This is a genomic window from Rhodococcus sp. MH15 (assembly GCF_019266045.1).
GTDB lineage: Bacteria > Actinomycetota > Actinomycetes > Mycobacteriales > Mycobacteriaceae > Rhodococcus_F > Rhodococcus_F qingshengii.
In genome coordinates this window covers 46,685-71,428 of record NZ_LPNP01000053.1, presented here as the reverse complement: position 1 = coordinate 71,428, position 24,744 = coordinate 46,685, and the positions used below count along the sequence as shown (strand labels likewise).

General features: G+C 65.5%; 25 protein-coding genes. 11 read left to right on the top strand and 14 right to left on the bottom strand.

Going from position 1 to position 24,744, the window contains the following annotated elements:
* Window positions 1-54: 54 nt before the first annotated feature.
* From ATN37_RS02350 to ATN37_RS02310, 9 genes are all read right to left on the bottom strand, one after another.
* Window positions 55-702, bottom strand: coding sequence for a TetR/AcrR family transcriptional regulator (locus ATN37_RS02350; protein WP_256933111.1), 648 nt, complete (start codon window positions 700-702; stop codon window positions 55-57).
* Window positions 703-837: 135 nt separating this feature from the next.
* The gene (locus ATN37_RS02345; protein ID WP_218694693.1) at window positions 838-1,233 is read right to left on the bottom strand and encodes a hypothetical protein; all 396 of its coding nucleotides are present in this window, start codon (window positions 1,231-1,233) and stop codon (window positions 838-840) included.
* On the bottom strand, window positions 1,230-1,994 hold the full coding sequence (locus tag ATN37_RS02340; protein ID WP_182262050.1) for a ParA family protein: 765 nt from the start codon (window positions 1,992-1,994) through the stop codon (window positions 1,230-1,232). Before ATN37_RS02340 ends, ATN37_RS02345 begins: the two co-directional genes overlap by 4 nt.
* A gap of 213 nt (window positions 1,995-2,207) precedes the next feature.
* Complete coding sequence (locus ATN37_RS02335) at window positions 2,208-3,695, bottom strand: ParB N-terminal domain-containing protein (protein WP_218694691.1); 1,488 nt, start codon at window positions 3,693-3,695, stop codon at window positions 2,208-2,210.
* A gap of 147 nt (window positions 3,696-3,842) precedes the next feature.
* On the bottom strand, window positions 3,843-4,277 hold the full coding sequence (locus tag ATN37_RS02330; protein ID WP_218694689.1) for a hypothetical protein: 435 nt from the start codon (window positions 4,275-4,277) through the stop codon (window positions 3,843-3,845).
* Between the two features lie 75 nt (window positions 4,278-4,352).
* The gene (locus ATN37_RS02325; RefSeq protein WP_218694688.1) at window positions 4,353-4,802 is read right to left on the bottom strand and encodes a hypothetical protein; all 450 of its coding nucleotides are present in this window, start codon (window positions 4,800-4,802) and stop codon (window positions 4,353-4,355) included.
* Between the two features lie 77 nt (window positions 4,803-4,879).
* Window positions 4,880-5,155 (bottom strand): hypothetical protein, encoded by a 276-nt coding sequence (locus ATN37_RS02320; RefSeq protein ID WP_218694687.1) that lies wholly within the window; start codon window positions 5,153-5,155, stop codon window positions 4,880-4,882.
* 116 nt (window positions 5,156-5,271) lie between these two features.
* Window positions 5,272-6,249: a DUF3560 domain-containing protein gene (locus ATN37_RS02315; RefSeq protein ID WP_218694686.1), complete on the bottom strand. Its 978-nt coding sequence runs from the start codon at window positions 6,247-6,249 to the stop codon at window positions 5,272-5,274.
* Between the two features lie 78 nt (window positions 6,250-6,327).
* Window positions 6,328-6,570 (bottom strand): hypothetical protein, encoded by a 243-nt coding sequence (locus ATN37_RS02310; protein ID WP_218694685.1) that lies wholly within the window; start codon window positions 6,568-6,570, stop codon window positions 6,328-6,330.
* A gap of 433 nt (window positions 6,571-7,003) precedes the next feature.
* Between ATN37_RS02310 and ATN37_RS02305 the strand changes: the two genes are divergently transcribed.
* The gene (locus tag ATN37_RS02305; protein ID WP_011331220.1) at window positions 7,004-10,039 is read left to right on the top strand and encodes a Tn3 family transposase; all 3,036 of its coding nucleotides are present in this window, start codon (window positions 7,004-7,006) and stop codon (window positions 10,037-10,039) included.
* Between the two features lie 126 nt (window positions 10,040-10,165).
* Here the strand turns inward: ATN37_RS02305 and ATN37_RS02300 are convergent, their stop codons facing one another.
* Window positions 10,166-10,753 (bottom strand): TetR/AcrR family transcriptional regulator, encoded by a 588-nt coding sequence (locus tag ATN37_RS02300; RefSeq protein ID WP_011331219.1) that lies wholly within the window; start codon window positions 10,751-10,753, stop codon window positions 10,166-10,168.
* 101 nt (window positions 10,754-10,854) lie between these two features.
* Between ATN37_RS02300 and ATN37_RS02295 the strand changes: the two genes are divergently transcribed.
* The 10 genes from ATN37_RS02295 (at window position 10,855) to ATN37_RS02250 (ending at window position 21,375) form a co-directional block, all read left to right on the top strand.
* Window positions 10,855-11,721, top strand: a complete 867-nt coding sequence (locus ATN37_RS02295) for a CoA transferase (RefSeq protein WP_011331218.1) — start codon at window positions 10,855-10,857, stop codon at window positions 11,719-11,721.
* Window positions 11,718-12,893, top strand: a complete 1,176-nt coding sequence (locus tag ATN37_RS02290; protein ID WP_011331217.1) for a thiolase family protein — start codon at window positions 11,718-11,720, stop codon at window positions 12,891-12,893. The genes ATN37_RS02295 and ATN37_RS02290 overlap by 4 nt, the downstream gene beginning before the upstream one ends.
* Window positions 12,894-12,900: 7 nt before the next feature.
* Entirely contained in the window at window positions 12,901-14,568 is a 1,668-nt protein-coding gene (locus ATN37_RS02285; protein WP_011331216.1) for a long-chain-fatty-acid--CoA ligase, read from the top strand.
* Entirely contained in the window at window positions 14,565-15,353 is a 789-nt protein-coding gene (locus ATN37_RS02280; RefSeq protein WP_011331215.1) for an enoyl-CoA hydratase/isomerase family protein, read from the top strand. The genes ATN37_RS02285 and ATN37_RS02280 overlap by 4 nt, the downstream gene beginning before the upstream one ends.
* Before the next feature lie 8 nt (window positions 15,354-15,361).
* The gene (locus ATN37_RS02275) at window positions 15,362-16,522 is read left to right on the top strand and encodes an acyl-CoA dehydrogenase family protein (protein WP_011331214.1); all 1,161 of its coding nucleotides are present in this window, start codon (window positions 15,362-15,364) and stop codon (window positions 16,520-16,522) included.
* Between the two features lie 91 nt (window positions 16,523-16,613).
* Window positions 16,614-17,372 (top strand): 3-hydroxyacyl-CoA dehydrogenase, encoded by a 759-nt coding sequence (locus ATN37_RS02270; RefSeq protein ID WP_011331213.1) that lies wholly within the window; start codon window positions 16,614-16,616, stop codon window positions 17,370-17,372.
* Window positions 17,369-17,869: a MaoC family dehydratase gene (locus ATN37_RS02265; protein ID WP_011331212.1), complete on the top strand. Its 501-nt coding sequence runs from the start codon at window positions 17,369-17,371 to the stop codon at window positions 17,867-17,869. Before ATN37_RS02270 ends, ATN37_RS02265 begins: the two co-directional genes overlap by 4 nt.
* Window positions 17,870-17,890: 21 nt before the next feature.
* Window positions 17,891-19,045: an acetyl-CoA C-acetyltransferase gene (locus ATN37_RS02260; RefSeq protein ID WP_011331211.1), complete on the top strand. Its 1,155-nt coding sequence runs from the start codon at window positions 17,891-17,893 to the stop codon at window positions 19,043-19,045.
* A 4-nt stretch (window positions 19,046-19,049) separates the two neighbouring features.
* Window positions 19,050-19,811 (top strand): enoyl-CoA hydratase, encoded by a 762-nt coding sequence (locus ATN37_RS02255; protein ID WP_011331210.1) that lies wholly within the window; start codon window positions 19,050-19,052, stop codon window positions 19,809-19,811.
* Window positions 19,812-19,839: 28 nt separating this feature from the next.
* Window positions 19,840-21,375, top strand: a complete 1,536-nt coding sequence (locus tag ATN37_RS02250) for a class I adenylate-forming enzyme family protein (protein WP_011331209.1) — start codon at window positions 19,840-19,842, stop codon at window positions 21,373-21,375.
* Between the two features lie 371 nt (window positions 21,376-21,746).
* Here ATN37_RS02250 and ATN37_RS02245 read toward each other — a convergent pair whose 3' ends face one another.
* The 4 genes from ATN37_RS02245 to ATN37_RS02230 form a co-directional block, all read right to left on the bottom strand.
* Complete coding sequence (locus ATN37_RS02245; protein WP_202916944.1) at window positions 21,747-22,325, bottom strand: site-specific integrase; 579 nt, start codon at window positions 22,323-22,325, stop codon at window positions 21,747-21,749.
* A 78-nt stretch (window positions 22,326-22,403) separates the two neighbouring features.
* Window positions 22,404-22,667, bottom strand: coding sequence for a hypothetical protein (locus tag ATN37_RS02240; protein ID WP_225330463.1), 264 nt, complete (start codon window positions 22,665-22,667; stop codon window positions 22,404-22,406).
* 130 nt (window positions 22,668-22,797) lie between these two features.
* A complete protein-coding gene (locus ATN37_RS02235) occupies window positions 22,798-23,217 on the bottom strand; it encodes a hypothetical protein (RefSeq protein WP_193595838.1) in 420 nt (139 codons plus the stop codon).
* A complete protein-coding gene (locus tag ATN37_RS02230; protein WP_256933105.1) occupies window positions 23,214-24,413 on the bottom strand; it encodes a replication protein in 1,200 nt (399 codons plus the stop codon). The genes ATN37_RS02235 and ATN37_RS02230 overlap by 4 nt, the downstream gene beginning before the upstream one ends.
* Between the last annotated feature and the right edge of the window lie 331 nt (window positions 24,414-24,744).

Below are 24,744 nucleotides of genomic sequence, written 5' to 3'. Positions count from 1 at the left end.
GGTTCGGCATGCCCGTCCTTGTTTGGTGTGTGGCGTTCAGTGTTTCAGGTGGGTTTAGGGTGTTGCCGGGATTTTGTGTTGGCTGGCCGGTGTCAGGTGGGCGGTGATTGCGTCGGCGATGCGGGTTGTGAGTCTGATGTCTTCGCGAAGGACTGCGGAGGCTTGAACGGCGCCGGTAAATCCTGCGCACAGGTTCCAGGCGAGTCGGTGCGCTGTGTCGGTATCGCGGATCTCGCCGGTTGCGATGGCGCGGTCGACGATGTCGCTGGTCTTGTCGACCCACTGCCAGTAGGCATGTTGGGCACCGTCGATTGAGGGTTCGAGGCTGAGTTCCATCCCTGCTCGAAGATTTGGGTTTTCGATGTGGTGCGCGAGGCTGAGGAATGCGGTTGCCAGTTGTTCTGTGGCCGGTTCGTCGGTGGCGGCGACGTCGGAGAAAGCTCGGTGCATCTCGTCCGACCAGTCGGTGATCAGCTGCTGTGCGATCGCTTCTTTGGATGCGAAGTGGAAGTACATTCCGCCTTTGGTCGTTTCAGCGTCGGTGCAGATGTCGGTCATGCTGGCCAACGGGTAGCCGACTGAGTCGAATTTGGTTGCGGCGGCGGTGAGAAGTTTGGCTCTGGTGCGTTCGGCTCGGGGTTGCAACGTGCGCGTCGCGGTGTTCGTGGGTGGCCGATAGGATCGCTCATGGTCACAGTCCATTTCTGTGGCTCGGGGCCCTGGTGGTGTTGCGAGCACCGTCAGGGTCCTTTTTGTTGGTTTTTTACCGCTTATATGCACCTTAGTTCACTGATAATGCAGTGTTAATTAGGTGCGATTCAAGGGTTTTTTCGGTTGTTACTTGGGGCCTGGCTTGAGCTTTCCTTCGCGCTCGGGGAACTCTTTGCCGTCGTTGTACTGGTCGCGCAGTTCGGCAAGGAGTTTGTAGAGCGCGAGGTCGATGAGGTTCGTGAGGCTGCGCGGTGCGGTGGGGTCTTCTTTGAGGAATTCGACGGCGTTGCGTGCTTCTTCGAGTCGGCTCTTGGTGAAGGTGATGGAGGATTTGACGGTGTCGAGGTTGCTGCCGCTCCCCTTCGGTCGTCCGCCTTTGTTCTTCTCCACAGCCGGCGCGGGGGTTTCGGCTGGGGTTTCGGTGGATCCGCCGGCCGCGGCTTGTACGAGGTTGGGCAGTCGGCTTTCGCGTTTCGCGAGTGGGTTGTTGGCGAGGCCGGGCTTGCGTGCGGGGGTACTCATTGTGGAGCCCTTTCGATCAGTTCTTGTGCTGCGTCTCGGTATGCGCGTGCGGGGGTCGACGATGGCGAGTAGGTGACGACGGGTTCGTGGGCGCTGTAGCTCTCGGTGACGCGGACTGATTTCGGGATGATCGTTTTCATCAGTTGGTCGGGGTAGCTCTCGCGCAGTGCGGCGATGACTTGTTGGTCGATGACCTGTTGCATTTCGACGCGGCCGCAGATGATGTGGTTCAGGCGGGCGGTGGGATTGAGCAGCTCGACCTGTTCGGCGATGTAGTCCTCGATGCGCAGGACGGCTTCGAGTTCCATTGATCCGGTGCTGACGGGTACGAGGATTTCGTTGCTGGCGACGAGTGCGCTGATGGTGGTGTTACCGAAGTTGCCGGGGCAGTCGATGAGGGTGAAGTCGACGTCGGGGGCTTCACTGAGGGCGCGGCGCAGGATTTCGTGCGATCCGGGCTTGTTCATGAAGTAGGGGTTTACGTTGCCGAGTTCCTTGGTGGCCGGTACGACCTGGATTCCGGATTCGGTGGTGACGGTGGCTTGCTCGATGCTGGATTGGCGCATGATGACGGACAGGACGTCATGTTCGGCGGTTTCGGGTTCGAGTCCGAGCCAGATGGTTGCGCTGGCTTGTTCGTCCATGTCGATGACGCGGACGGTGCGGCCGGTCTCGACGATGGATTGTGCGAGGTTGACCGTGCTTGTGGTCTTGAGTGTGCCGCCTTTGTGGTTGACGACAGCAATGATTCGGGGGGCCATGAGCGGTCCTTTCGTGGTGGGTAAATACTACTTAATTGCGGTGGGTTTAACAATAATTTATGCGGTTAGTTCGGTCGTATTTATGGGGCTTGTTCTGCCGTCTTTATTCGGTGGGTGAGGTGCTGGAATTGCCGGCGGGCCAGGCTCGATGCCTGGCTTGCCGGCCACACCACCTGAGATCGGGAGAGGGCTGGTCGGCCCTCTCCCGGTTTGTCAGTGTCCGACTGTGCAGGCGGTGGTTTCGATTTCGCTGAGGCTGTAGCCGATGCTCTCGAGGTAGCGCAGGTAGGCAACGGTGTTTTCGTCGCGGTTTCGCCAAACGTGCTTGCCTGTGACGGCTTCGTGGGCGGCGAGGATTTCGGCGAGGACGAGCACCTGGGCGCGGCCTTCGGTGGCCTTTGCGATCAATGCGGCGATGCCGGGGGTAGATCGGTAGCCCTCGACGGTGTCTTCGGTGCCCAGTAGTGCGTTTATTGTCCTGCCAACCTTAAAGCCTCCGATGATGCCGCGCCGGTGGGCGAGGGTATCGGCGACGAAAGCGGCTGATCCTTTCGGGGCGGTCTTGCGGGCAAGGTAGGTGGTGAGCCATTGCAGGCGAACCGTCTCGGCACTGTTCCATGCTTTGTTGTTGTCGATGACCTGCCGGTGTGCGGCTAGTCGCTTTTCCCTTTGTTCGCTGGTCTCCCCTGTGGCTGCGGTGGTGTTGCCTCGTCCGTCGCGGCGGTGCAGCTGGGCGGCTGCGAGGTCGGTGCAGTAGTAGACCGGCTCCCATAGATCGGTGTTGGCAATCGCTCGCGGGTGGTGCAGTCCATCTTCGGGTTCTCCGTCTTCGTCGGCCTCGAAGTCGATGTCGTCTTCGTCGACGGGTTCGCCGGTCTCGATGATGGCGTAACTGTCGCTGTGTTCCATGAAGACTGCGAGGTGTGTGGGGTCGATGGTTTCGTCGTTTGCCGCGTCTCCGGCTGCGTCGACGAGGTAGTCGAGTCGAACGGCGGTGGTGCCGCCGTAGTTGGGCCTGCGATCGAGGTTGCGGAATCCGAGTTCGATGAGGGGTTGTGCGGCAGCGGCGCGTTTGGCGCTTAGCTCCTTTGCGTCTCTCTGCCGTTGGATTTCGTGGTCGAGACGTCCGAACCTGAGGCCGTTTTCGAGGCGGTCCAAGACGTCGGGGTCGTCCTCGAACTCGGCGAAGGCTGCGGCCTGGTCGAGGGTGAGGCTGGTGTCTTCGAGGCGGTCGCGGGCGGCGGTATTGTTGGCGATGGTGAGGGCTGCGTCGACGGTGGGGCGTTCGATCTTCATACGCTTTGCGATCTGGTCGGCGCTGACTCCGAGCAAGCTCAACTGTTCGATGTTGTCGAGTCGCTCGGCCTCGATGTATCCGGTGCGGTGTTCGTTCTCCGACCATTGCGAGATGAGTCGGTCGATCTCTGCGTCGTCGCCGGTGGCCTCGTTTCCGACGACATAGACGGGGACAGTCGCGAGTTTGGCGGTGACGGCTGCGGCGGTTCGGCGGTGTCCCATCCGCACTCGTAGGGTGTCGTCGGCGGTGCGGACTGCGACGATGGGAACTAGTACGCCCGACTCGGCAATGCTGGCGAGGAACTGGGCGTCGAGGCGCAGTTCGCGTCGGTTGTTGCGGTCGGTGAGCAGCGTTGCGGGGTCGGCGTGGACGAGCTGGGCGGTGGCAACTTCGGTGTTTGTCATAGGTTAATTGTAACCTGTTTAACTGCTTATTGAATGTTTTTAACACGTTAATTAGAACCTATTTAACATGAGGTATATCACCCCGATAAGCTCTTGACCTGCGATTATGGCCGGTTTCCACTCTTGCATACGGGCCATACTCGGCAACTAGGCGGCTGCTGTCGTGGCTGCCTCCGACAACTCTCTCTGTAGATGAGTGGTCAGCACTGCCGCGACTCCGTGAAAGAGCGGGCCGGGGCGGGCATCGCTTCCGGACAGAATTACTGCTCTGCCTCGTAGCGGCGCTTCGGGTGCTGCGCCGTATCGGGCGAGAATCACCGTTGCGGTCTCGTTGATCGGCTGGCGTTCGTCGGCCTGATGGTTGGCTCCGACTGCCATGCACGCGATACCGGGTGTGTCTCCGATCGGGTGGAAGAGTGCCCACGTGTCGCGGACTGCGTCGAATGCCGCTCCCCTGCCGTGATGTTCGGCGCGGACTTTCTCGGTGGTCCCTGCCCAATAGCTGCTGACGGGGATTTGCTCGGGGTGGATCGTGCCGTCCGTCTCGATGACGAGTGCGGGCAGGTGTGCAACGGTGGGCATGGTTGCCTCTCTTAGACTGAGGGCGCGGAACCGGGCAGGGTCCAACTGTCCGGTTCCGCGCCGTTTTGGTGGGGGCTAGTTCTCGATGCGGTCGTGAACTTTCAAGATGTCGCAGCGGTAGCCGAGCTGGGTCTCGGCGTACTCGGGTAGTCGACTGTCGGAAGTCGAGGCGAAGTTGCCGCCGAACATGGTCCACGAATGGGTGCGGACGTAGCGTTCGGCGGTTGTGTCCCAATGGACGGGGACGAAATTGCCGTACGTGGCGAGTGCCCTTGCTCCGGTTCCGAACGAGTGCCTGCGGATCTCGAGGGCGACCGCTGGCGCTTCGTCGCTGGTGTTGAATACGCGCATCGGCTTCGGTGCCGGGTAGACGAATCCGGTGGTGCACTCGGTGCAGTCGAGGACTCCGACGAGGATCAGTCGGGTTGCGCATGAGGTGATTCCGCCGTTGGTGCAATCTCCGTGATGGGCGTTGCGATAGACCTCGAGGGTTAGTCCGCGGGTGATGTCTTCGGTGTTTGCCATAGGTTAATTGTAACCTAATTAACCTGACTTCTACCGTTTTTAACCGGTTAATTAGAGCCTATTTAACGTGATCCGGGTCACTGGACTTTCGGCGTGCTCTCCCCTGCTCGGACCGGCTTCCGATAGTGGTTCTCGTCCGGTTCGTCGCTTCGGCCGTGGTGTTCGATGAGCGATTGTGCTGCGTCGGCGCGGCCTGCGAGGGTGAGGAGTGCGGCGAGTGCGTCGGCTTCGCTGCACGCGAGGTACTGCCCGAGAGCGCTGTGGGTATCCGCGTGGCTGAACACTTCTGCGAATCGTTCGAGGGCGTCGGCGAGTGCTGTGGTGTCGTCGGCGGGGGTCGTGGTGCGCTGCATGGCTGGCCTTTCGGTTCTGGTGCGGGTGCATTTATCGCGTTAGTTGCGTGGTGTTTATGGTGTTGGTTGTAACGCTTTGTGGAGCGTCGCGGGTGGCGACGCTCCACAGATCGGGTCTAGGCTGCTGCGCTGCCGGGGGCTATGACGTCTCCGGTTTCGGGGTTTCGGGCTGAGCTGATCGAGTCGTATTTGACGGTGTCGGTCCACGAATATTCGGTCTCGCAACTGACGCTTTTTGCGTTGACTCGCTTCACTTTCCACCACCGTCCGCAGACCTGGACGTGATAGCCGGGCTTGATGTCGGCGCGGGTGTAGAGCTTCTTTCCGTCTGCTTCTTGGGCCTCGCGGACGTCTTTCCAGTAGGTGATCTGGGTTGTCAGTCGCTCGATTGAGTCGTCGAGTTCGGCGCGGTAGTCGCCGGTCGCGGGGAAGTTTCCGAGTTCCAACTTTCCGGCTTCGTTGGTGCGTAGCGACTGGGCGACTCCGTGGCGTGCTCGTTGCGCTCTGCGTAGATCCGCCTCGAGTGTGTCGATGCGGCGGGCGATTCTGCCGGGGTTGTATCGGCTGTCGGTGGTCGATCGCGCGGCGTCGGCTTTGGCTTTGGCGCGTTGGGTTTCGCGGTATGCCTCGACTGCTGCGGTGCTGGCGGCCTGTGTCCTGGCAAGGTCGCGGCGGTGGCGGACCTCGGAGTGGTGTCCGACCAAGATCGGCTGGCCCATCGGATACCGGTTGGTGAGTTCGTGCGCTTTGCGGTCGGCCGCGTCTTCCTCGGCGGTCTTGCGCTCGACTTTCGCGTCGAGTGCGTCGACGCGGTCGGCTTGCCGTTGGGCGCGATCTGCCTCGGATTCGGCCATACCTCTTACCCCGGCCCGAATCGTCACTGTGACGTTAAAGCCTGCGGCCTCGAGTGCGGCGCGGGTCGCGTTGATGCGGGCGGTTTTCGGTGCAACGTCGCGGCTGCGGGGGATGTACCAAGCACCTAGGTTGCGGGACCAGCGCCACTGCTGAGCTTTGAGAATCTCGCCGGTTCCGTCGCCTCGGCTGGTTCCATCGATCATGGTGCCTTCGGCTTCAGTGTGATTGATGGTGAGCATGTCGGGGTTGGTCCCTTCGTCGGTTCGGGTGAGTTTTGGGGCGATCCCCGGCACTGGGGCCGGGGATCGCGGGTGGTGTTAGTTGTTGCTGGTGGTCTTGTCGTCGTCTTCGTCGGCGGGGGTAGCTGCCTCGAGGATTTCGGCGTCGGCGTGTCCGGCTGCCGGGGCTGCTTCGCGTGCGGCGCCGAACGCGCGGACAAGATCGGTGATGTCGAGGAATCCGCTATCCGGATTGGAGTTTCCGGACATTGCAGCGTCGAGGGCTGCGGTTGCGGCGGCAAGATCAGCGAGCGCGGAGGTGGTAACTTCGGTGTTTGTCATAGGTTAATTGTAACCCCTTTAACCGGTGATTGGATGTTTTTAACATGTTAATTTGAACGTAACTAATGTGAGGTGTTCCACTGAAAAAAGGACGTTGACCTGCGGTTTTTGTCTTTTGTCTGGGGTGGGTTGTAGGTCATCCCGTCGGCTGAGTGCGTCTCGACCGTGCTGCTGCCCAGCACCGCAAACATGCTTTTCGTTTGCGGTGCTGGGTGGCGGTGCGGTAGCTCTCGGCGGGTCGAGGGGATGGGCTGCGACCTTGCCGGGTTGCGCTGGTGTTCGCGGCCGTCATCCTGGAGGCTGCCTGGGGTGTGGGGGCGGCGAGCGCCCCACAGACCACCTACGAATCGGGGGTCGGGGAGCAGATTGACGAAATCCGGCGCTAAGGGGCAATCGCCGAGCGACCTTGCGCTGTAGGTGATTTCATGTCGTCGTGACTGATGAGGGCGGCTATGGCCGGTTCGGTGCGTTGTCTCGGCAGGAGCTGGAGCGTTACTGCTACTTGGATGACGAGGACCGGCGGCTGATCGCTGCGCGGCGGCGCGACTACAACCGTCTGGGGTTCGCGGTGCAGGTGGTGACGGTGCGTCACCTGGGAATGTTCCTGGCTGATCCGCTGGATGTCCCGCCCGCGTTGATCGAGTATCTGGCCGAGCAGTTGGAGATCTCCGATCCGTCGATGGTGAAGCGGTACACCGATCGGGAGAAGACCAAGCTCGAACACGCCTGGGAAATCCAGCAGGTGTACGGACTCAAGCCGTTCGGCGAGATGGAGTCGGAGCTCACGTCGTGGATCGTCGACCAGGCGTGGATGACCGGCGACGGACCGAAGGCGATCTTCGGCGACGCAGTGACATGGCTGCGGAAGCGTCAGGCGCTGCTGCCGGGGATCACCACGTTGGAGCGGCTGATCGGCGACGGCCGCAACGCGGCGGACGCCCGGTTGTGGCGCCAGCTCGGCGAGCAGCTGACCTCGGAGTCCGCGTCTGCCTTGTTGCGGCTGCTGGAGGTTCCTGCGGAGGGCGGGCAGAAGGTCAGCGAGCTGGAGCGGCTGCGCAAGGGCGTGTTCAAGGCGTCGTCGAAGGGGATGCTCGCGGCGCTGCGCAGGGTTGTCGACCTGCAAGCGGTCGGGGTGGACAGCATCGACGTGAGGGCGATCCCGCCGCGTCGGTTGACGGGGTTGGCGACCTACGGGTTGGCGAGCAAGGCCGCCGCGCTGCGGCGGCTGCCCACGCGTGAGCAGCGCTTGGCGGTGCTGGCCGCGACGGTCGTTGTGTTGAGCGCGCGGGCGGTCGACGACGTGTTGGAGACCTTCGACATGTTGATGACGACGAAGCTTCTGTCCAAGGCCGAGCGGGAGTCTCGCGAGGAGAAGCTGCGTCGCTATCCGAGGGTGTCACGCAACGCAGGCAAGCTCGCGGCAGCGGTGAAGGTGCTGCTGGAGATGGTCGAGGTCAACCAGGACGTCGGGCTGGGCGTGGTGTTGGACATGATCGAGAAGACCGTCACCCGGGCCGAGTTGCGGCACGCGGTCCAGGCGGTCGACGAGCTGGTGCCCGCCGACGACGCGGAGCTGGATGGGCAGCGGTTGATCGAGTTGGCCGGCAAGTTCGCCACGGTCCGCCCGTTCCTGTCGATGCTGATGGACACGATCGAGTTCGGCGCGACCAGTGACGGCGCCGCCGTCCTGGCGGCAATGAAGACCCTCGCCGAGCTGCTGACATCCAGGTCGTCGGGCAAGATCCCGGCAAACCTGCTGGACGCCCGCAAGGTCGACCACGACTTGATCGTCGGCGCGTGGAAGCGCTTGATCTACACGCCGGGCCGACCGGAGGGCACCGTCGACCGGAACTCCTACACGATCTGCGTGTTGGAACAGTTCCACCGACACCTCAAGCACCGCAGCATCTTCGCGGTGCGTTCGTCGCGGTGGCGCGACCCGCGGGCGCACCTGCTGGCAGGCGAAGCCTGGGAGGCTGCGCGTGACGCCGGCATGAACGCGCTGGGCCTGCCCGCCGCGCCGACGCAGCTGCTGACCGATCACGCGACGGCGTTGGAGACCGCTTATCGGGAGTTGGCCGCACGGCTGGGCGAGGACACCCCAGCCAGCATCGACGCCGACGGCAAACTGCACGTCGCCGCGCTGGACGCCAAGGCCGAGCCCGCGTCGCTGGTCGACCTGCGCCGCCGGGTGGAGGCGATGATCCCGCGTGTGGACCTGCCGGAACTGGTCACGGAGGTGATGAGCTGGCATCCCGGTTTCACCGAGGCGTTCACCCACACCTCGGGCAACGAGGCCCGCGTCGCCGACCTCGGCTTGTCGGTGGCGGCCGTGCTCTGTTCCTATGCGATGAACGTCGGGTTCAAACCGGTGACAACGCCTGGTGTCGACGCCCTGACCAGGGATCGGCTGCTGCACGTCGACCAGTGCTACGTGCGGGCCGAGACCATCGAGGCGGCCAACGCCGTGCTGGTCGACGCCCAGGCCGACATCCCCCTGGCCCAAGCGTGGGGCGGCGGGCTGGTCGCCTCGGTGGACGGGATGCGGTTCGTGGTGCCCGTGCGCACCCATAACGCCCGCCCGAACCCGAAGTACTTCGGCCGGAAACTGGGCATCACCTGGTTGAACATGCTCAACGACCAGTCCGCCGGGCTGGCAGGCAAGGTGCTGCGCGGAACACCTCGCGATTCGCTGCACACCATCGACGTGATCGTGTCCCAGCACGGCGGGCGGATTCCGGAGGTCATCATCACCGACACCGGGTCGTATTCCGACATCGTGTTCGGACTGCTGCATCTGATCGGCCGCCAGTACCGGCCGCAGCTGGCGAACCTGCCCGATCAGCGGTTGTGGCGCATCGACGCCCGAGCCGACTACGGGCCGCTGGACAAGGCGGCGCGCGGGGTGATCGACACCGCCAAGATCGCCGCGCACTGGGAGGACATGTGCCGGATCGCGGTGTCGATCCACTCCGGTGAGGTGTCGGCGCACGAGGTCACCAGGATGATCTCCCGCGACGGGCAGCCGACCGCGTTGGGCCAGGCCATCGCCCATTTCGGGCGGATCTTCAAGACCCTGCACATCCTGCGCCTGGCCGACGACGAACCTTACCGGCGCGAGGGCAAGGCCCAGTCCAATCTCGTCGAGGGTCGTCACGACCTGGCGCGCACGATCTATCACGGCCGCAAGGGCGAGATGACCCGCGCCTACTACGAGGGCATGGAAGACCAGCTCTCGGCGCTGGGATTGGTGCTCAATTGCGTCGTCGTGTGGAACACCGTCTACGAGAACCGCGCCCTCGCCGCGCTGCGAGCCGGCGGATACCCGGTGCTCGACACCGATGTCGAGCGATTGTCGGCGTTCGTGCGCGCCCACATCGGCATCGACGGGCACTACAGCTTCCACCTGCCCGACCCCAGCGGAGTTCACCGACCGCTGCGCGACCCGGACGCCGACGACGACGAGTAGCGCGAGTCGAAGGGTGGCGGATGACCGCTCAGGACCTGACGACGCATGTCGGCGGAAGTCTCTCCTGAGCCGCGAAACAGGCCACGGCCTGCACCTCTACCTCCGACCTGACCCAACAAACTACCGCTAGATTACGGTCACGGAGAGCGTCAGTTTGTCGCTGTGCGGCACGCCCGTCCGGTCGAGGAAGTCACACATGTCATCGATCATCGGCTGCATGAGCAGCTGCCCCAGCTGACGAACCATCAGCCCGATGACCTGTGAGGACTCGGATCGCCGTGTCGAGGTCTTGCCCGAATAGCGGAGTTTGGAGATCTCTCTGCGACTCAGGTCGGTCAGCCGCTCGAGTAACTCGCTCTTTCCCTGCGGATCGAGCACAGCGCGCCGGATGTAGTTCACCACCGTCGGATGCGTCGCGAGCATGTGCCGCACCGCCTCGTCTCGAGCGGCGGCGACCTGCGCTGGGGCGCCCTCGTCCGGCACAGAGGCGATCGCCAGAGCGTAATAGTCGACGACCAGTTGCTCGACGGCGACGCGTAGCCCGTCCTTGGTCTTGAAGTGGTGCTGCACCAATCCCACGGCGACCCCGGCGGCGGCGGCGACGGCGCGCATCGAGACGCGATCCTCGCCGCGCTCGGCGTAGAGGTCGAGCGCGGCGTTGCGAATGCGGGCCTTCGCGGTGAGGTCCTCGTCACTGGCGCGGGGGTCGGTCACAGAAATTGCCTCCTATCAGAGAAAAAAGCATACACCCTTGACATTAGACAGTACATGCGCATTAATGGCTATACATCAGTATAGTCAAAAAGGGGTTGATGATGTCGCAGTCGAGTTCGCTGCAGGGCGTGCAGGTGGTGTCGCTCGCGATCAATCTGCCGGGCCCGCTCGCCGCCGCGCGGCTACGGGCGCTGGGCGCCACCGTCACCAAGATCGAACCGCCGGCCGGCGACCCGCTGCGGGCCGTGGCGCCGACGTGGTACGACGAGCTCACTGTGGGCCAGCGGGTCGTGACCCTCGACCTCAAGGACCCCGCTGATCGGGCGGTGGCGGCGCGCGAGCTGTCGCGTGCCGACCTGATGCTCACCGCCATGCGCCCCTCGGCGCTGGTCAAGCTCGGCCTGGACGAGTTGACCGCGGCGAATCCGCACCTGTCGCATATCGAGATCGTCGGGCACGACGGGATCGCGGCGGAGCAGCCCGGCCATGACCTGACGTACCAGGCCCTGCACGGCACTCTCCAGCCGCCGACGATGCCGACCGTCCCGGTGGCCGACCTGCTCGGCGCCGAGCGCGCCGTGTCCGCGGCCCTGCTCGCCCTGCGCGTGGCCGCGGAGTCCGGCGTGGGACACCGCGAGCGGGTCGTCCTCGAACAGGCGGCCGCCGACGCCGGCGCCGCAGTTCGGCACGGTCTGATGGGAGCGGGCGCGCCGCTCGGCGGGGCGCATCCCGGTTACCGGATCTACTCCAGCTCCGACGGCCACGTCGCGCTGGCCGCGCTCGAGCCGCACTTCTGGGAGCGCGCCCGCGCCGGTCTCGGTGTCGAGGGCACCCAGGAGGAGCTCGAGCAGACGTTTCTTTCCAAGCCGACGCGCGAATGGGAGGAGGTCGCGAAGCGCCTCGACATTCCCCTGATCGGAATCCGCGATTCGGCACCCCGTAATTCAGCACAAGGAGCTTTGTCATGAGTGTTCGCGAGGCCGTTATCGTCGGCGCGGTCCGGACCCCGGTCGGCCGTCGCGGAGGGATCCTCAGCGCATGGCATCCGGTGGACCTGCTCGGGCAGACGCTGCGGGAGCTTGTGGCCCGCGCCGGCGTCGACCCCGCCGCGATCGAGGACGTCATCACCGGCTGCGTCATCCAGCACGATGTCCAGTCGGGCAATCTCGGCCGCCACGCGGTGCTCGCCGCCGGGCTGCCCGAGTCGGTCCCCGCGGTGACGATCGACCGCCAGTGCGGTTCAGGGCAGCAGGCGGTCAGCTTCGCCGCCCAGGCGGTGATGGCGGGTTCCCACGACCTGGTGATCGCCTGCGGCGTCGAGTCGATGTCACGGGTGCCGATGCCTCCGGCGTTCCTGCCCGGCGCGCCGCTCGGCCCGCAGTACAGCCCGCGCGAACTCGACCGCTACGACGGTGGGCTGATGGCGCAGGGCCCGTCGTCGGAGCTGATGAACGAGAGGTTCGACCTGAGCCGAGCGGCGTTGGACGCGTTCAGCGCTCGCAGCCACGAGCGGGCGCACGCCGCGACGCGGGCCGGGAAGTTCCGCGACCAGATGGTGCCGATCACCGCCGACCCCGACGACCCGACCGGTCCGGTCATCGACTCGGACGAGGGCATCCGCGAGCACATCGACCCCGCCAAGATGGCGAGCCTGAAAGCCGTGTTCGGCGCCGACGGGCGGACCACGGCGGCCAACTCCTCGCAGATCAGCGACGGCGCGGCCGCGCTGCTGATCGCCGACCGCGAGTACGCCGAGCGCAACGGCCTCATCCCACGCGCCCGGTTCCGCGCGCTGTCGGTCGCCGCCGCCGACCCGATCATCCAGTTCACCGCGATCCTCGACGCCGCCCACAAGGCGCTCGGCCGAAGCGGGTTGGCCGTCGAGGAGATCGACCTGTTCGAGGTCAACGAGGCCTTCGCCGGTGTGCCGCTGATCTTCCAACGGGAATTCGGCGTCCCGGACGACAAGCTGAACGTCAACGGCGGCTCCGTCGCCCTCGGCCACCCGCTGGGCTCGACCGGAGCCCGGATGCTCACCGACCTGCTCTGCGAACTCGAACGCTCCGGCAAGAGGTTCGGCTTGCAGACCGTCTGCGAGGCCACCGGCACCGCGAACGCCACCATCATCGAACGCATCTGAGGACGTCATGAGCCACGAGATCGTGAGGGGCCTGCCCTCCACCCACGGCGACCACTATCAACTCAACACCACCACCATCATCCGGCACGCCGCGCGCACCTATCCCGAGCAGGAGATCGTGTACCGCACCGCGGACGGCGGCTGGGACCGGTACACCTACGCCGATGCCTACGCGCGAATCCAACGAAGTGCCAATGCACTTCGCTCGATCGGCGTCGGGCCGGGCGATGTGGTCGGGATCCTCGACTGGAACAGCAAGCGGCACTACGAGCTGTACTGGGCGATTCCCGGCCTCGCTGCCGTGATGTTGCAGATGAACCTGCGTTTGGCGCCAGAGGATCTCGCTTACGTCACCGGACACAGTGATGCATCGGTGGTCCTCATCGACGAGTCGCTGCTTCCGGTTGCCGAGGCGCTGGCACCGCATACGCCGAACGTGAAGACGTGGGTGGTGATGACCGATAAGCCGCTGGCCGACATCACCACCACGCTCCCGCACGCGGTGCACTGGGAGGACCTGCTCGCGGACGCCGGCCCGGAGATCGACTGGCCGGTCATCGACGAAACCTCCTCCTACAGCGCGTGTTACACCACCGGCACCACCGGCAGGCCCAAGGGCATCTACTACTCGCATCGCGGCATCTACCTGCACACCCTCGCCGAGGTCGCCGGACTCGGGATGAGCAGCGACGATGCCGTCATGCTCATCACGCCGATGTTCCACGGCCAGGGCTGGGGCCTACCCCAGGCGGCCGCCTACAGTGCCGCAAAAATCGTGCTGCCCGGTCGCTACATCGCCGAGGACACATCCGTCCTCGTGGACGCGATGATCGCGGAGCAAGTCACCGTCGCAAACGGTGCGCCGGCGATCTTCCAGCCCATGATGAACTACATCAAGACGCTTGCGGTCGCACCGGACTTCTCCCGCGCGCGGCTGCTGTCCGGTGCCACCGAGCCGCCGCTGTCGCTGATGCGCGACTTCCACGACATCACTGGAGCCGACGTCATCCACGCCTACGGCGCCACCGAGACCACCCCTCTGGTCGCGGTGAACCGGGGACTGAAGCCCTCGCTGCGCGGTGTGATCTCGGACGAGGAGAAGTGGGATCTCAAGCGTAAGCAGGGTTTGCCGGTCAACGGCATCGACATCCGGATCGTCGACGCGGAAGGCAACGATCTCCCGCACGACGGCACGAGTCAGGGTGAAGTGCTGCTGCGCGGACCGTGGATCATCGAGCGCTATCACAAGCTCGACGACGACGCCGACAAGTTCCTCGACGGGTATTGGCGTAGCGGCGATGTCGGGACCATCGACCCGAATGGTTACTTGAAGATCACCGACCGGATCAAGGACGTGGTCAAGTCGGGTGGCGAATGGATTTCCTCCATCGACATGGAGAACGCACTCGTTGCCCATCCGAAGATCGCCGAGGCGGCCGTCATCGGCGTCCCGCACCCGAAGTGGCAGGAGCGTCCAGTAGCACTCGTCGTGACGACCGACGGGCAGGAACTTCCACTGTCGGAGATCCACGAATTGCTCGCCGATGCATTCGCCAAATGGCAATTGCCCGAGACCGTCCTGTATCTGGACCAGCTGCCCCGCACCAGCGTCGGCAAGCTCGACAAGAAGGCCATGCGCGCCGCGCACACCAACGTCTACGAGGACGTCCGATGAACCCCGACAACGCCCCGCTACGCACGGCCCGCGACAGCCACCTCCTGATCCTGGAGATCAACCGGCCCAAGGCTCGCAACAGTCTGAACGAGGCGGTGCTCACCGCCTTGAACACCGAGCTCGTCGCGGCTCGGCACGACGACGAGATCCGTGCCATCGTGCTCACCGGCGCCGGCGGGATCTTCTGCGCCGGAGCCGACATCACCAATTTCGACGCCATTCGCGACCAGTCGCTGCTCGGCGATCGAGCCGCGCTGGGCGGCACCATCTGGGCCGACCTGGGCCGATTCCCGAAGCCGGTCCTCGCTGCGGTCGAGGGCCTCGCACTCGGCGGCGGCTGCGAGTTGGCGCTTGCCTGCGACATCGTCATCGCCGGCGAATCCGCCAAGTTCGGTGTCCCGGAGGTGAAGCTCGGCGTGATCCCGGGCGGCGGCGGAACCCAGCGCCTGATTCAGGCCGTCGGCAAGTCCAAGGCGATGGCCCTACTGCTCACCGGCGACTTCCTGTCCGCACAGCGGGCGTGCGCGGCCGGCATCGTCGCCGAGACCGTCCCGGACGGCACCGCCCTCGAAGCGGCGGTCGCCATGGCGCAGCGGATCGCCGCCAACTCACCGCTCGCGGTGGCGCTGGCCAAGGATGCCGCCCTCCAGGCCCTGGAAACCTCTCTGGCGCAAGGACTCGAGCACGAGAAGCGCAACTTTCACGTTGCCATCCATTCCGCCGACAGCCGCGAGGGCCAGGCCGCGTTCCTCGCCAAGCGCGCCCCCGAATTCACCGGAAAGTAGGACCGATCATGAGCGAGCTGTTCCCCGATTACCGCTCCCCGTGGGAGACCGACGATCAGGCGCTGCTGCGTAAGCACGCCGCCGAGTTCTTCCGCAAGGAAGCCACCCCGAACCAGGACCGTTGGGCCGCGCAGCACCAGGTCGACCGCGAGTTCTGGACCAAGGCCGGCGCCGCGGGACTGCTGTGCCTCGACATCGCCGAAGAATACGGCGGCGGGGGCGGCAACTTCGGCCACGAGGCGATCGTGCAGCAGGAGATCGCCTACGCCCACGACACCGCGTTCGGCTTCGCCGTGCACTCGACGATCGTCGCGCACTACATCGCCGCCTATGCCACCGAGGACCAGAAGAAGCGCTGGCTATCGAAATGTGCGAGCGGTGAGAGCGTCCTCGCCATTGCGATGACCGAACCCGGCACCGGCTCGGACCTGCAGGCCGTACGGACCACCGCGGTTCGCGACGGCGGCCACTACGTGATCAACGGCTCGAAGACGTTCATCTCGAACGCGTCGCACTGCGACCTGCTCGTCATCGTCGCCAAAACGGACCCGAGCCAAGGTTCCAAGGGTATCTCGCTGCTCGTCGCGGAGACGGAGAATCTTCCGGGGTTCGAGCGTGGGCGGGTGCTGGACAAGATCGGCCAGCACGGCCAGGACACCCGCGAGTTGTCGTTCACCGACATGCGGGTGCCGGCAGCGAATCTGCTCGGCGGCGTCGAGGGGCAGGGCTTCTACCAGCTGATGGGTCAGCTGCAGCGTGAGCGGCTGATCCTCGGTGTCGGCGGTGTCGCGGTGGCCGAGGCCGCGGTGGCGGAGAGCATCAGGTACGCCAAGGAACGTCACGCCTTCGGCAAGCCGATCCTGAACTTCCAGAACACGAAGTTCGTACTCGCCGAGTGCAAGACCGACGTGCTGGCCGGCAAGACCCTGATGGACCACTGCATCCAGCGTCACCTCGACGGCACCCTCGACGCGGCGACCGCGTCGATGGCCAAGCTGTGGGGCAGCGACAAGCAGTGCGAGATCGTCGACCGCTGCCTGCAGGTCTTCGGTGGCTACGGCTACATGATGGAGTACCCGATCGCGCAGATGTACGCCGCTTCCCGCGTGCAGAAGATCTACGGCGGCACCAACGAGATCATGAAGGAACTCATCGGCCGCGCCTTATGAGGTTGACCTTCGCGCAGTGACACCACTGCGTCAGTCACACCTCACTTTGTCAAAAACCCGATGTTCTCAACCTATTTCGTCAGGAGTATTCATGCATATCACCGGAACCAACGCACTCGTCACCGGCGGAGCCTCGGGCCTCGGACTGGCCACCGTCACCGCCCTCGCCAAGTCGGGCGCCCGGGTAATCGCCGTCGACCTGCCCACCGCGAACACGGATGCGCTGGCTGCTCTCGGCGACACCGTGGAATTCGCTCCGGCGGATGTCACCGACGAGGCCGCGGTCACCGAGGCGGTCGAGCGCGCCAACGCGGAGTCCTCACTGCGAATCACCGTGAACTGCGCCGGCATCGGCAACGCCGTCAAGACCGTCGGTAAGAACGGACCGTTCCCGCTGGCCGAATTCGAGAAGATCGTCAAGGTCAACCTGACCGGAACCTTCAACGTCATCCGCCTCGCCGCGCACGCGATGTCGCAGAACGAGCCCGTCGACGGCGAGCGCGGCGTGATCGTCAACACCGCCTCGGTCGCGGCCTTCGACGGGCAGATCGGACAGGCCGCGTACTCGGCATCGAAGGGCGGGATCGTCGGCGCCACCCTGCCGATCGCCCGCGACCTGGCGTCGCTGCTGATCCGGGTGAACACCATCGCGCCCGGCCTGTTCAAGACCCCGCTGCTGGGCACGCTGCCCGAGGCGGCTCAGATTTCGCTGGGACAGCAGGTGCCGCACCCGAACCGGCTCGGCGACCCCGCCGAGTACGCGCAGCTGGTCGAGGCGATCGTGACCAACCCGATGCTCAACGGCGAAACCATCCGCCTCGACGGCGCGATCCGCATGGCGCCGCGGTGAAACCCGTCGGCGTGCAGGTGGGATCGCACCATGAGCACACACGCCTTGTATACGCCGAGGACCTGGGCATCGGCCAGCGTTTCGACTTGGGCTCACACACGGTGACCGAGGCCGAACTCGTCGACTTCGCCACCCACTGGGATCCCCAGTGGTTTCACATCGACCGGGCGGCGGCGCAGGACGGCCAGTTCGGTGGCCTGATCGCCAGTGGAATCCACACGTTGGCGATCCTGCAACGGCTGACATTCGACGCAGTGGGGCACAGCTGGGCGGCCATTGCCGGGCGCGGCATCCGAGATCTGCGGTTCCGCCGTCCCGTGCGTCCAGGAGACGTGCTGACCGGCACCGTCGTCATCGACGACATCCAGTTCGACGACCGGGCACGCGCCCTCGTCACCACCGAGAGCACCGTGGTCGACAGCGAAGGCCGCGTCGTGCTGACCGTCCTGCTCGACGCCTACCTGCACTCGCGCACACGTCAACCATCGACCACCTGAGACGACGATTCGGAGACATCAATGCCAGAGGCATACATCATCGACGCGGCACGCACCCCGGTAGGCCGCCGCCGCGGCGCACTGGCCGCCGCACACCCGGTCGACCTCGCGGCCCATGTGATCGGCGCACTCGTCGAACGCAACGGTGTCGACCCCGCGTCGGTCGACGACGTGATCCTCGGCTGCCTGGACAACATCGGTCCGCAGGCGGGCGATATCGCCCGCACCGCGGCCCTCGCTGCGGGCCTGCCCGAGACAGTGCCCGGCGTGACCATCGACCGCCAGTGCGGATCCTCGCAACAGGCTGTACATTTCGCCGCGCAGGCCGTGATGAGCGGCACCGCCGACCTCATCGTCGCGGGCGGGGTGCAGAACATGAGCCAGATCCCACTGATGTCGTCGGTCACCGCGGGCGAGGCGTTCGGCGTGCGCGACCCCTACTCGGGCTCGACGAGGTGGCGGGCCCGCTACGGGGACGAGACGATCTCGCAGTTCCGCGGCGCCGAGATGATCGCCGAAAAGTGGGGAATCGACCGGGAGGCGATGGAGCAGTACGCCCTGGAAAGCCACCGCCGGGCGCTGCAGGCGATCGCCGGCGGACGCTTCGCCGCCGAGATCCTCCCCTACCAGCAGATGACGACCGACGAAGGACCGCGCGCCGACACCACACCGGAGAAGATGGCCGCCCTGCCGAGCCTCACGCCGGGGGGGCGCTTGAGCGCCGCGGTCGCCAGCCAGATCTCCGACGGCGCCTCGGGCATGCTCATCGCCTCCGCCGAGGCGGTACGCCGCCACGACCTGGCTCCGCGGGCCCGGATCCATCACCTGACCGTGCTCGGCGCCGATCCGGTCATGATGCTCGCCGCACCGATCCCCGCCACCGAACGGGCACTCGAGCGGACCGGCATGCGCATCGACGACTTCGACGTGTTCGAGGTCAACGAGGCGTTCGCCCCGGTCGTGATGGCGTGGTTGCAGGAGACCGGCGCCGACCCGGAGCGGGTGAACCCCAACGGCGGCGCCATCGCTCTCGGCCACCCGATCGGCGCCACCGGCACCCGGCTGATGACCACCATGCTGCACGAACTCGAACGCTCCGGCGGACGCTACGGGTTGCAGACCATGTGCGAGGGCGGCGGACAAGCCAACGTCACCATCATCGAGCGGCTCGGCTGATCCGATGACCCCGACCGCTATCCGGACCGTCCGCACCGGCCGCCTGCTTCACATCACGATCGACCGGCCCGGCCGCATGAACGCCCTCGGCGTCGACGACCTGGTCGCACTCGACACCGCGATCAGCGGGGCGGAAGCGACCGGTGCCCGCGCGATCGTGCTCACCGGCGCGGGAAGAGCCTTCTGCACGGGAGCGGATCTGACCGCGGTGACGGGCGAGGAACCCGAGGTGGTGATGGACGCCGCGAACCGGGTGATCCGCGGCATCGTCTCCGCGCCGGTCCCCGTCATCGCCGCCGTCAACGGCCCCGCGGTCGGGTACGGAGTGGCGCTCGCCTGCGCCGCAGACCTCACCTACGCCGCCGAAAGCGCGTATTTCCTGTTGTCGTTCACCAGCATCGGGCTGATGCCCGACGGCGGCGCGACCGCGCTCGTCGCCGCGGCGATCGGCCGGGCGCGGGCTACAGAATTAGCGCTGCTCGGGCAGCGGCTTTCCGCCACCGACGCCGCCCAGACCGGCTTGGTGGCCCGGATCCTGCCGGATGACCAGCTCGCGGCCCATGTCGAGGCCGTCGCCGGCACGCTGGGAGCCGGGCCGCGGCGCGCCCTCGAACTGACCAGACGGGCGCTCGCCGCGTCCACCCTGGGCCACCTCGACCACGCCCTCGAGCGTGAACGAGCCGGACAGATCGAACTCATCGGCACACCGGATTTCGCCGAGGGCGCCGACGCCGTCCTCACCAAACGTCCCCCCACATTTGCTTAGCAGACCACCCGCCGATCATAGGAGAATCATGGCAACCCTTGGTGGACAACTGACATTGAACGCACGCCGCCACCCGGACCGGCCCGCGCTGATCTTCGAGGGCGTCGAGCGCAGCTACGGGCAGCTCGACCGGGAAATCAACCAGTACGCCAACGCGCTGCTGTCCCTCGGCGTGCAGAAGGGCGACCGCGTGGCGGTGCTGTCGCCGAACTCCGACCGCTTCCTCCTCGCGCTGTACGGCGCGTTCAAGGTCGGCGCGATCGTCTCCCCGTTCAACCCGCGGTCCACGGCCCGGGAGCTGGCGTATCTGCTCGAGGACTCCGGCGCGTCGGTGCTGCTGTTCGGTGGGGACACCGTCGCGGCGGTGCGGGACCTGGCCAAGCTGGAGCAGGCGCCCGCTGCCCCGGCGCTTTCGCTGGACGGCGCGGACGGCTTCGACGATTTCGTCCAGCTGGCGTCCTCCATGCCGGACAGCGACCCACAGGTCGAGGTGCGCGAGGACGACGACTGCATGATCATCTACACCTCCGGCACCACCGGGAAACCGAAGGGTGCGCTGTTCGATCACCACCGGCTGCTGTGGGTCGGCCACGCGGTGTCCTCGCTCGGCGTCAACTCCTTCGACCGGAACCTGCACGTGGCACCGATGTACCACTGCGCCGAACTGGTGCTGTTCGTGCTCAGCGGCTTCTCGATGGGCACCACCCACGTCGTGTTGCCGGCATTCGAGCCCGCCGCCGTCCTCGACGCCCTCGAGCGATACCGGATCACCGTCTTCCTCGGTGTTCCCACCATGTATCAGATGATGTTGACGGTCCCCGACCTCGAGCGGCGCGACCTCTCGCACTGGCGGCTCGGCTTCTTCGGGGCGGCACCGATGCCGCCGACTGCGGTCGCGAAACTCGTGACGACCTTCCCGGACGTCGGCTTCTTCCAGCTGTGCGGGCCGACCGAGGGTGGCCCCACCGGCATCTACTCCACGCCTGACGAGGTCGCCGTCCGTCCCGATGCGACGGGACGCTGGCCGATCACGAATGCCGAGTTCCGGCTGGTCGATCCGGATGGCAACGATGTCCCGACGGGGATGACCGGCGAGATCATCCTGCGCGGCGAGACCATCATGAAGGGCTACTGGAACAAGCCCGAGGCCACCGCCGAGACCATCCGAGACGGGTGGCTGCACACCGGGGACCTCGCCGTCCGCGACGCCGACGGTTTCATCACGATCGTCGACCGGCTCAAGGACATGATCATCACCGGCGGCCGCAACGTCTACTCGATCGAGGTCGAGAACGCCCTCGCGGGGCACCCCGACGTCCAGGACGTTGCCGTCGTCGGCCTGGACCACGCCACATTCGGGGAGACCATCGTCGCGATCGTGACCCCGGTTCCCGGTCGCGAGGTGACCCTCGAGGAGCTGCGGACGTACGCCGCCGAATACGTCGCGGACTACAAACTGCCGCGCGATCTGATCGTCCGTGACATCCCGCGCAACCCTTCCGGCAAGATCCTCAAACACGTTCTCCGCAGTGAGATTCGGGACGACTCCGCGCAACGCACGTAGACCGACGGACGACTCCGGCACATTCGAGTTCCCGGGAACCACGACGCCGTCCATATCCGATACGGCCTGACCGAAGCCGCGCTCCCGCGCGCTCATCTCCCACGGCTGTTCCAACCCCGGCGAGGTCTCGCGCGACCTCACGGCCCTACTCTCGGCCGTGCCCCCGCCGGATCCGACAAACACCACGACCACGCACGCCCGGCAGCGGCTATGAGTTCCCGGACGCGGAAGACCACACCCATCGACGGTGCCGCACTTGATTGGTCTCTTTCGGCCCCCCTCGAGCAGATGCGCTCGGGCCGAACAGTCAAGGTGCTGAACAAGATACGCAGACACGCGCCGGAACTCGTCACCGTCAGCTACTGAGAGATTCAGCGGGAGCGCCGCCGCGCAGCGGGATCGGTCTCGGCCTGCCAGCGCCCCAGCGCCTCGGCGGAGACCTTCGCGTATTTGACCAGGCTGCGCACCGAGGTGTGTCCGCTCAACGCCATCAGCATCGGCGTGGAAGCGCCCTTCTCTGCGGCGTGGGTCAGTCGCGAGTGCCGCAGCTGGTGCAGCGTGAACGGTCCGCGTCGCATCCCTTCGGTGTGCTCCTCGAGGAGCGTCGCGGCGCGGCGGTAGGAAAGTCGGGCGCGGCCGGTCGAGTTGTCGGTGTCGGTCTTGGCGACCGACGGCTTGGCTTTGCGGTCGGTCAGGAACAGCGGCCCGGACTTCCGTCCGGCGATCAGCCGGGGCAGCGGCCGTGCGGTGCCGGTCTGCCAATAGATCACCTCGCGGGCGCCGCCCTTGCGGGTGACCGTGGCGCATCGGTTCACGGTGTCCAGGTCCTCGATGTCGAGATTCAGGATCTCCTCCGCCCGCGCGGCGGACTCATACAGCATCGACCAGAACACCCGCTCGCGCAGGGCCGCGTCCATGCCCAGCAGCTCCGCAACCTCGGCGGCGGTCATCGCCTTGCTGTTGTCCGGCGCACTCGGCCGCGCCCGCAGGCGCGACACCGGATCGCCGGTCAGCCACTGTTGATCGCGTCAGTAGGCGCACGCCGCCGACACCGCGGTCAGCCGGAGGTTGTAGGTCTTGGGGGCCTTGTCGCCCCACACGTAGTCGAACCACCCCGACACCCGATCCGGGTTCAACAACCCGACATCGCCGTCCGCGCCGAAGTCGCGCACCATCCGATCCAACGCCGAGGCGTAGGCGCGGCGGGTGTTCACCGCCGCGATCGTGCCCAGAAAGGTCCGCGTCGCGTCCGCCAGCCGGATCCCGGCGGCCCGCGCCGGTAGCGAGCTCACCGATCCCACCCCGACCGCCCTTCAGCACTACGGCAGATAGTTTCCGGAGTCGCCCATCTCCGGAACGACCATCGCGGCAGGACGACTCACGAGTTACGGCAGATAGTACGCTACTATCTGCCGTAAATCCTTAGCGCCGGATTTCGAGAATCTGCTCCCCGACCCCCTCGTCGACGAGGTTGCTTGTGGCGCGGTTGGTTGCGCGGACGCGTGTGGTGTCGAATGCGTCGGTATGGGCGTTTCCGTAGGCGAAGAGAGTTGTGTGCCCGAAGATTTGGGATCGTGCCGCGTCGGTGGCCACGATTTGGGCGCTGCGCTTCGTTTCGGGTGCCAGTCGGGTGATGATGACGCGTGAGACGCCGATGATGCGGATGGTGATGCCGTCGGGCAGCTCGGCGTCGGTGAGTTCTAGGGGTTCGTCGTTGCGGTGGTCGATGACGATCGTCTTTGCGCCGGTGCGCAACCGTTCGTGGATCTGGGGGACGGTCTGGCAGGGGGAGAGCGGCCGGCGTTTGACGGGTGGCTTTGCGGACGGGCGTTTTCCGTTCATCGCTTACCCCGATCTGAGAGATGGGTGATCCACACGGGCGAGGTTTCATTCTCGCGCGCGGATGCCTGGGTCTTCCGGATGCGGGCGCTGTCGGCGGCTCGGCGGGCGACGAAACGGGCAGCTTGGCGGCCGGGGGAGTCCTCGGATGCGGCCGATGCGTAGCGGTTGCGTTCGGCCTCGAATGCTGCTGCCTGTCGTTCGCGCTCGGCTTTTTCCTGGTCTGCGGCTATCTGAGCGAGAACGTGTGGTGCGAAGGCCAAGTCCTGCTGCTTCATGAGCCAACGGATGAACGCGATGGGGTGCTTCGGGGCCGGTGCCATCCGCGTGGCCTTGCTCCAGGCGTCGATCGCGTCGTTGAGATCCGCGGCCGTCCAACCATGTGCAGCTGGTTCGGCCAGCGCGGGAGCCCAACCTCGGGGGGTGTGCCGGCGCGCCCAAACGGGAGTTCGTGGATTGCTGAGCCATTTGGATGCGAGTAACAAGCCTTTCCGGACGACTTCGGCCTTCTCGACATCCCCCTTTGACTCCTTGCGCCGCGAAGCGGCTCGTTTATCCACAGATCGTTTTGTATTAAGTACCTCTCTACGAGAGGTAAAGCTCTTAAAGTGACCCCTGCGGGGGTGGGGTGCCATCTGTATGGAACCGGCGACCAAGATGCGGGTTTTATCCACAGGCTTGCTCAGGTGCAATGCCCAGACAGACGCCCAGCCACGGGCCTTGTCGTTGAACCTCCATGAGGCATACCGCTCGTCCTTGGTGCGGAGTCGGCCGCGGAGAACCTCGGTGGCCACGCGCAGGAGCTTGAGAGCTTGTCGTGCTCGCTGAACAGTCCGCTCTTTCTTGCCGGTGCGTTCGACGATGGTTTCCACGGTCAAGCGTGAGTTGCGGCCGGTGTCGAAGTCCGCGGCTTCGGCCATGACGGTGGCAACTGCCAGCAAGGACTTGAGGCTGATGCCGCCGCCAGACGACCGGACTAGTGCCGGTCGAATCCGTGTGTATTCGGCGGTGAACGCACACCGAACGACGATCTCGACCCAATGTTGGGCGCCCCGCCAGCGGGCGATGCCGCCGTATGCGCCGTCTTCGAGGGCGAGTGCGACCTTGCAATAGCGCCGGCAAGCGGCTTCCTTGCCGAGCGTATTGAGCAGCATCGGCGTCAGGGCATGGCACTGGTGCCCGTACAGGTGCCCTTGCATCCTGCGGGGTGTACGAGCGGTTCCGTAGCGGCGCCGCGTAGGGCTGCTACCGCAGTACGGGCGCTGTATGGGTGCGGGCGTGTGCTCCATCGCTGAGACACGCGAAAAATCGGTTATGGATTTTGCATCAGGACGCGATGTACCCTGAGACCTGTCGCGCAAGACAGTCCCTTCGGGGAAAGCAGCAAGACCCTAAGATCCGAGCGTCAACTCGTTTCTTACGACATCCGAATCCCCCGGCCCGTCAACCGGGGGATATCGTCGTTTTAAGGGCGATCAACTGCGCATATGAGACCGAAGCGGGGTTTCCGCATCTTCGGCGTTGTGGTCA

Coding starts and splice junctions, on each gene's coding strand:
- ATN37_RS02350 (WP_256933111.1), bottom strand. CDS start 702: ATGGACTGTGACCATGAGCGATCCTATCGGCCACCCACGAACACCGCG.
- ATN37_RS02345 (WP_218694693.1), bottom strand. CDS start 1,233: ATGAGTACCCCCGCACGCAAGCCCGGCCTCGCCAACAACCCACTCGCG.
- ATN37_RS02340 (WP_182262050.1), bottom strand. CDS start 1,994: ATGGCCCCCCGAATCATTGCTGTCGTCAACCACAAAGGCGGCACACTC.
- ATN37_RS02335 (WP_218694691.1), bottom strand. CDS start 3,695: ATGACAAACACCGAAGTTGCCACCGCCCAGCTCGTCCACGCCGACCCC.
- ATN37_RS02330 (WP_218694689.1), bottom strand. CDS start 4,277: ATGCCCACCGTTGCACACCTGCCCGCACTCGTCATCGAGACGGACGGC.
- ATN37_RS02325 (WP_218694688.1), bottom strand. CDS start 4,802: ATGGCAAACACCGAAGACATCACCCGCGGACTAACCCTCGAGGTCTAT.
- ATN37_RS02320 (WP_218694687.1), bottom strand. CDS start 5,155: ATGCAGCGCACCACGACCCCCGCCGACGACACCACAGCACTCGCCGAC.
- ATN37_RS02315 (WP_218694686.1), bottom strand. CDS start 6,249: ATGCTCACCATCAATCACACTGAAGCCGAAGGCACCATGATCGATGGA.
- ATN37_RS02310 (WP_218694685.1), bottom strand. CDS start 6,570: ATGACAAACACCGAAGTTACCACCTCCGCGCTCGCTGATCTTGCCGCC.
- ATN37_RS02295 (WP_011331218.1), top strand. CDS start 10,855: ATGTCGCAGTCGAGTTCGCTGCAGGGCGTGCAGGTGGTGTCGCTCGCG.
- ATN37_RS02290 (WP_011331217.1), top strand. CDS start 11,718: ATGAGTGTTCGCGAGGCCGTTATCGTCGGCGCGGTCCGGACCCCGGTC.
- ATN37_RS02285 (WP_011331216.1), top strand. CDS start 12,901: ATGAGCCACGAGATCGTGAGGGGCCTGCCCTCCACCCACGGCGACCAC.
- ATN37_RS02280 (WP_011331215.1), top strand. CDS start 14,565: ATGAACCCCGACAACGCCCCGCTACGCACGGCCCGCGACAGCCACCTC.
- ATN37_RS02275 (WP_011331214.1), top strand. CDS start 15,362: ATGAGCGAGCTGTTCCCCGATTACCGCTCCCCGTGGGAGACCGACGAT.
- ATN37_RS02270 (WP_011331213.1), top strand. CDS start 16,614: ATGCATATCACCGGAACCAACGCACTCGTCACCGGCGGAGCCTCGGGC.
- ATN37_RS02260 (WP_011331211.1), top strand. CDS start 17,891: ATGCCAGAGGCATACATCATCGACGCGGCACGCACCCCGGTAGGCCGC.
- ATN37_RS02255 (WP_011331210.1), top strand. CDS start 19,050: ATGACCCCGACCGCTATCCGGACCGTCCGCACCGGCCGCCTGCTTCAC.
- ATN37_RS02250 (WP_011331209.1), top strand. CDS start 19,840: ATGGCAACCCTTGGTGGACAACTGACATTGAACGCACGCCGCCACCCG.
- ATN37_RS02245 (WP_202916944.1), bottom strand. CDS start 22,325: ATGACCGCCGCCGAGGTTGCGGAGCTGCTGGGCATGGACGCGGCCCTG.
- ATN37_RS02235 (WP_193595838.1), bottom strand. CDS start 23,217: ATGAACGGAAAACGCCCGTCCGCAAAGCCACCCGTCAAACGCCGGCCG.
- ATN37_RS02230 (WP_256933105.1), bottom strand. CDS start 24,413: ATGCAAGGGCACCTGTACGGGCACCAGTGCCATGCCCTGACGCCGATG.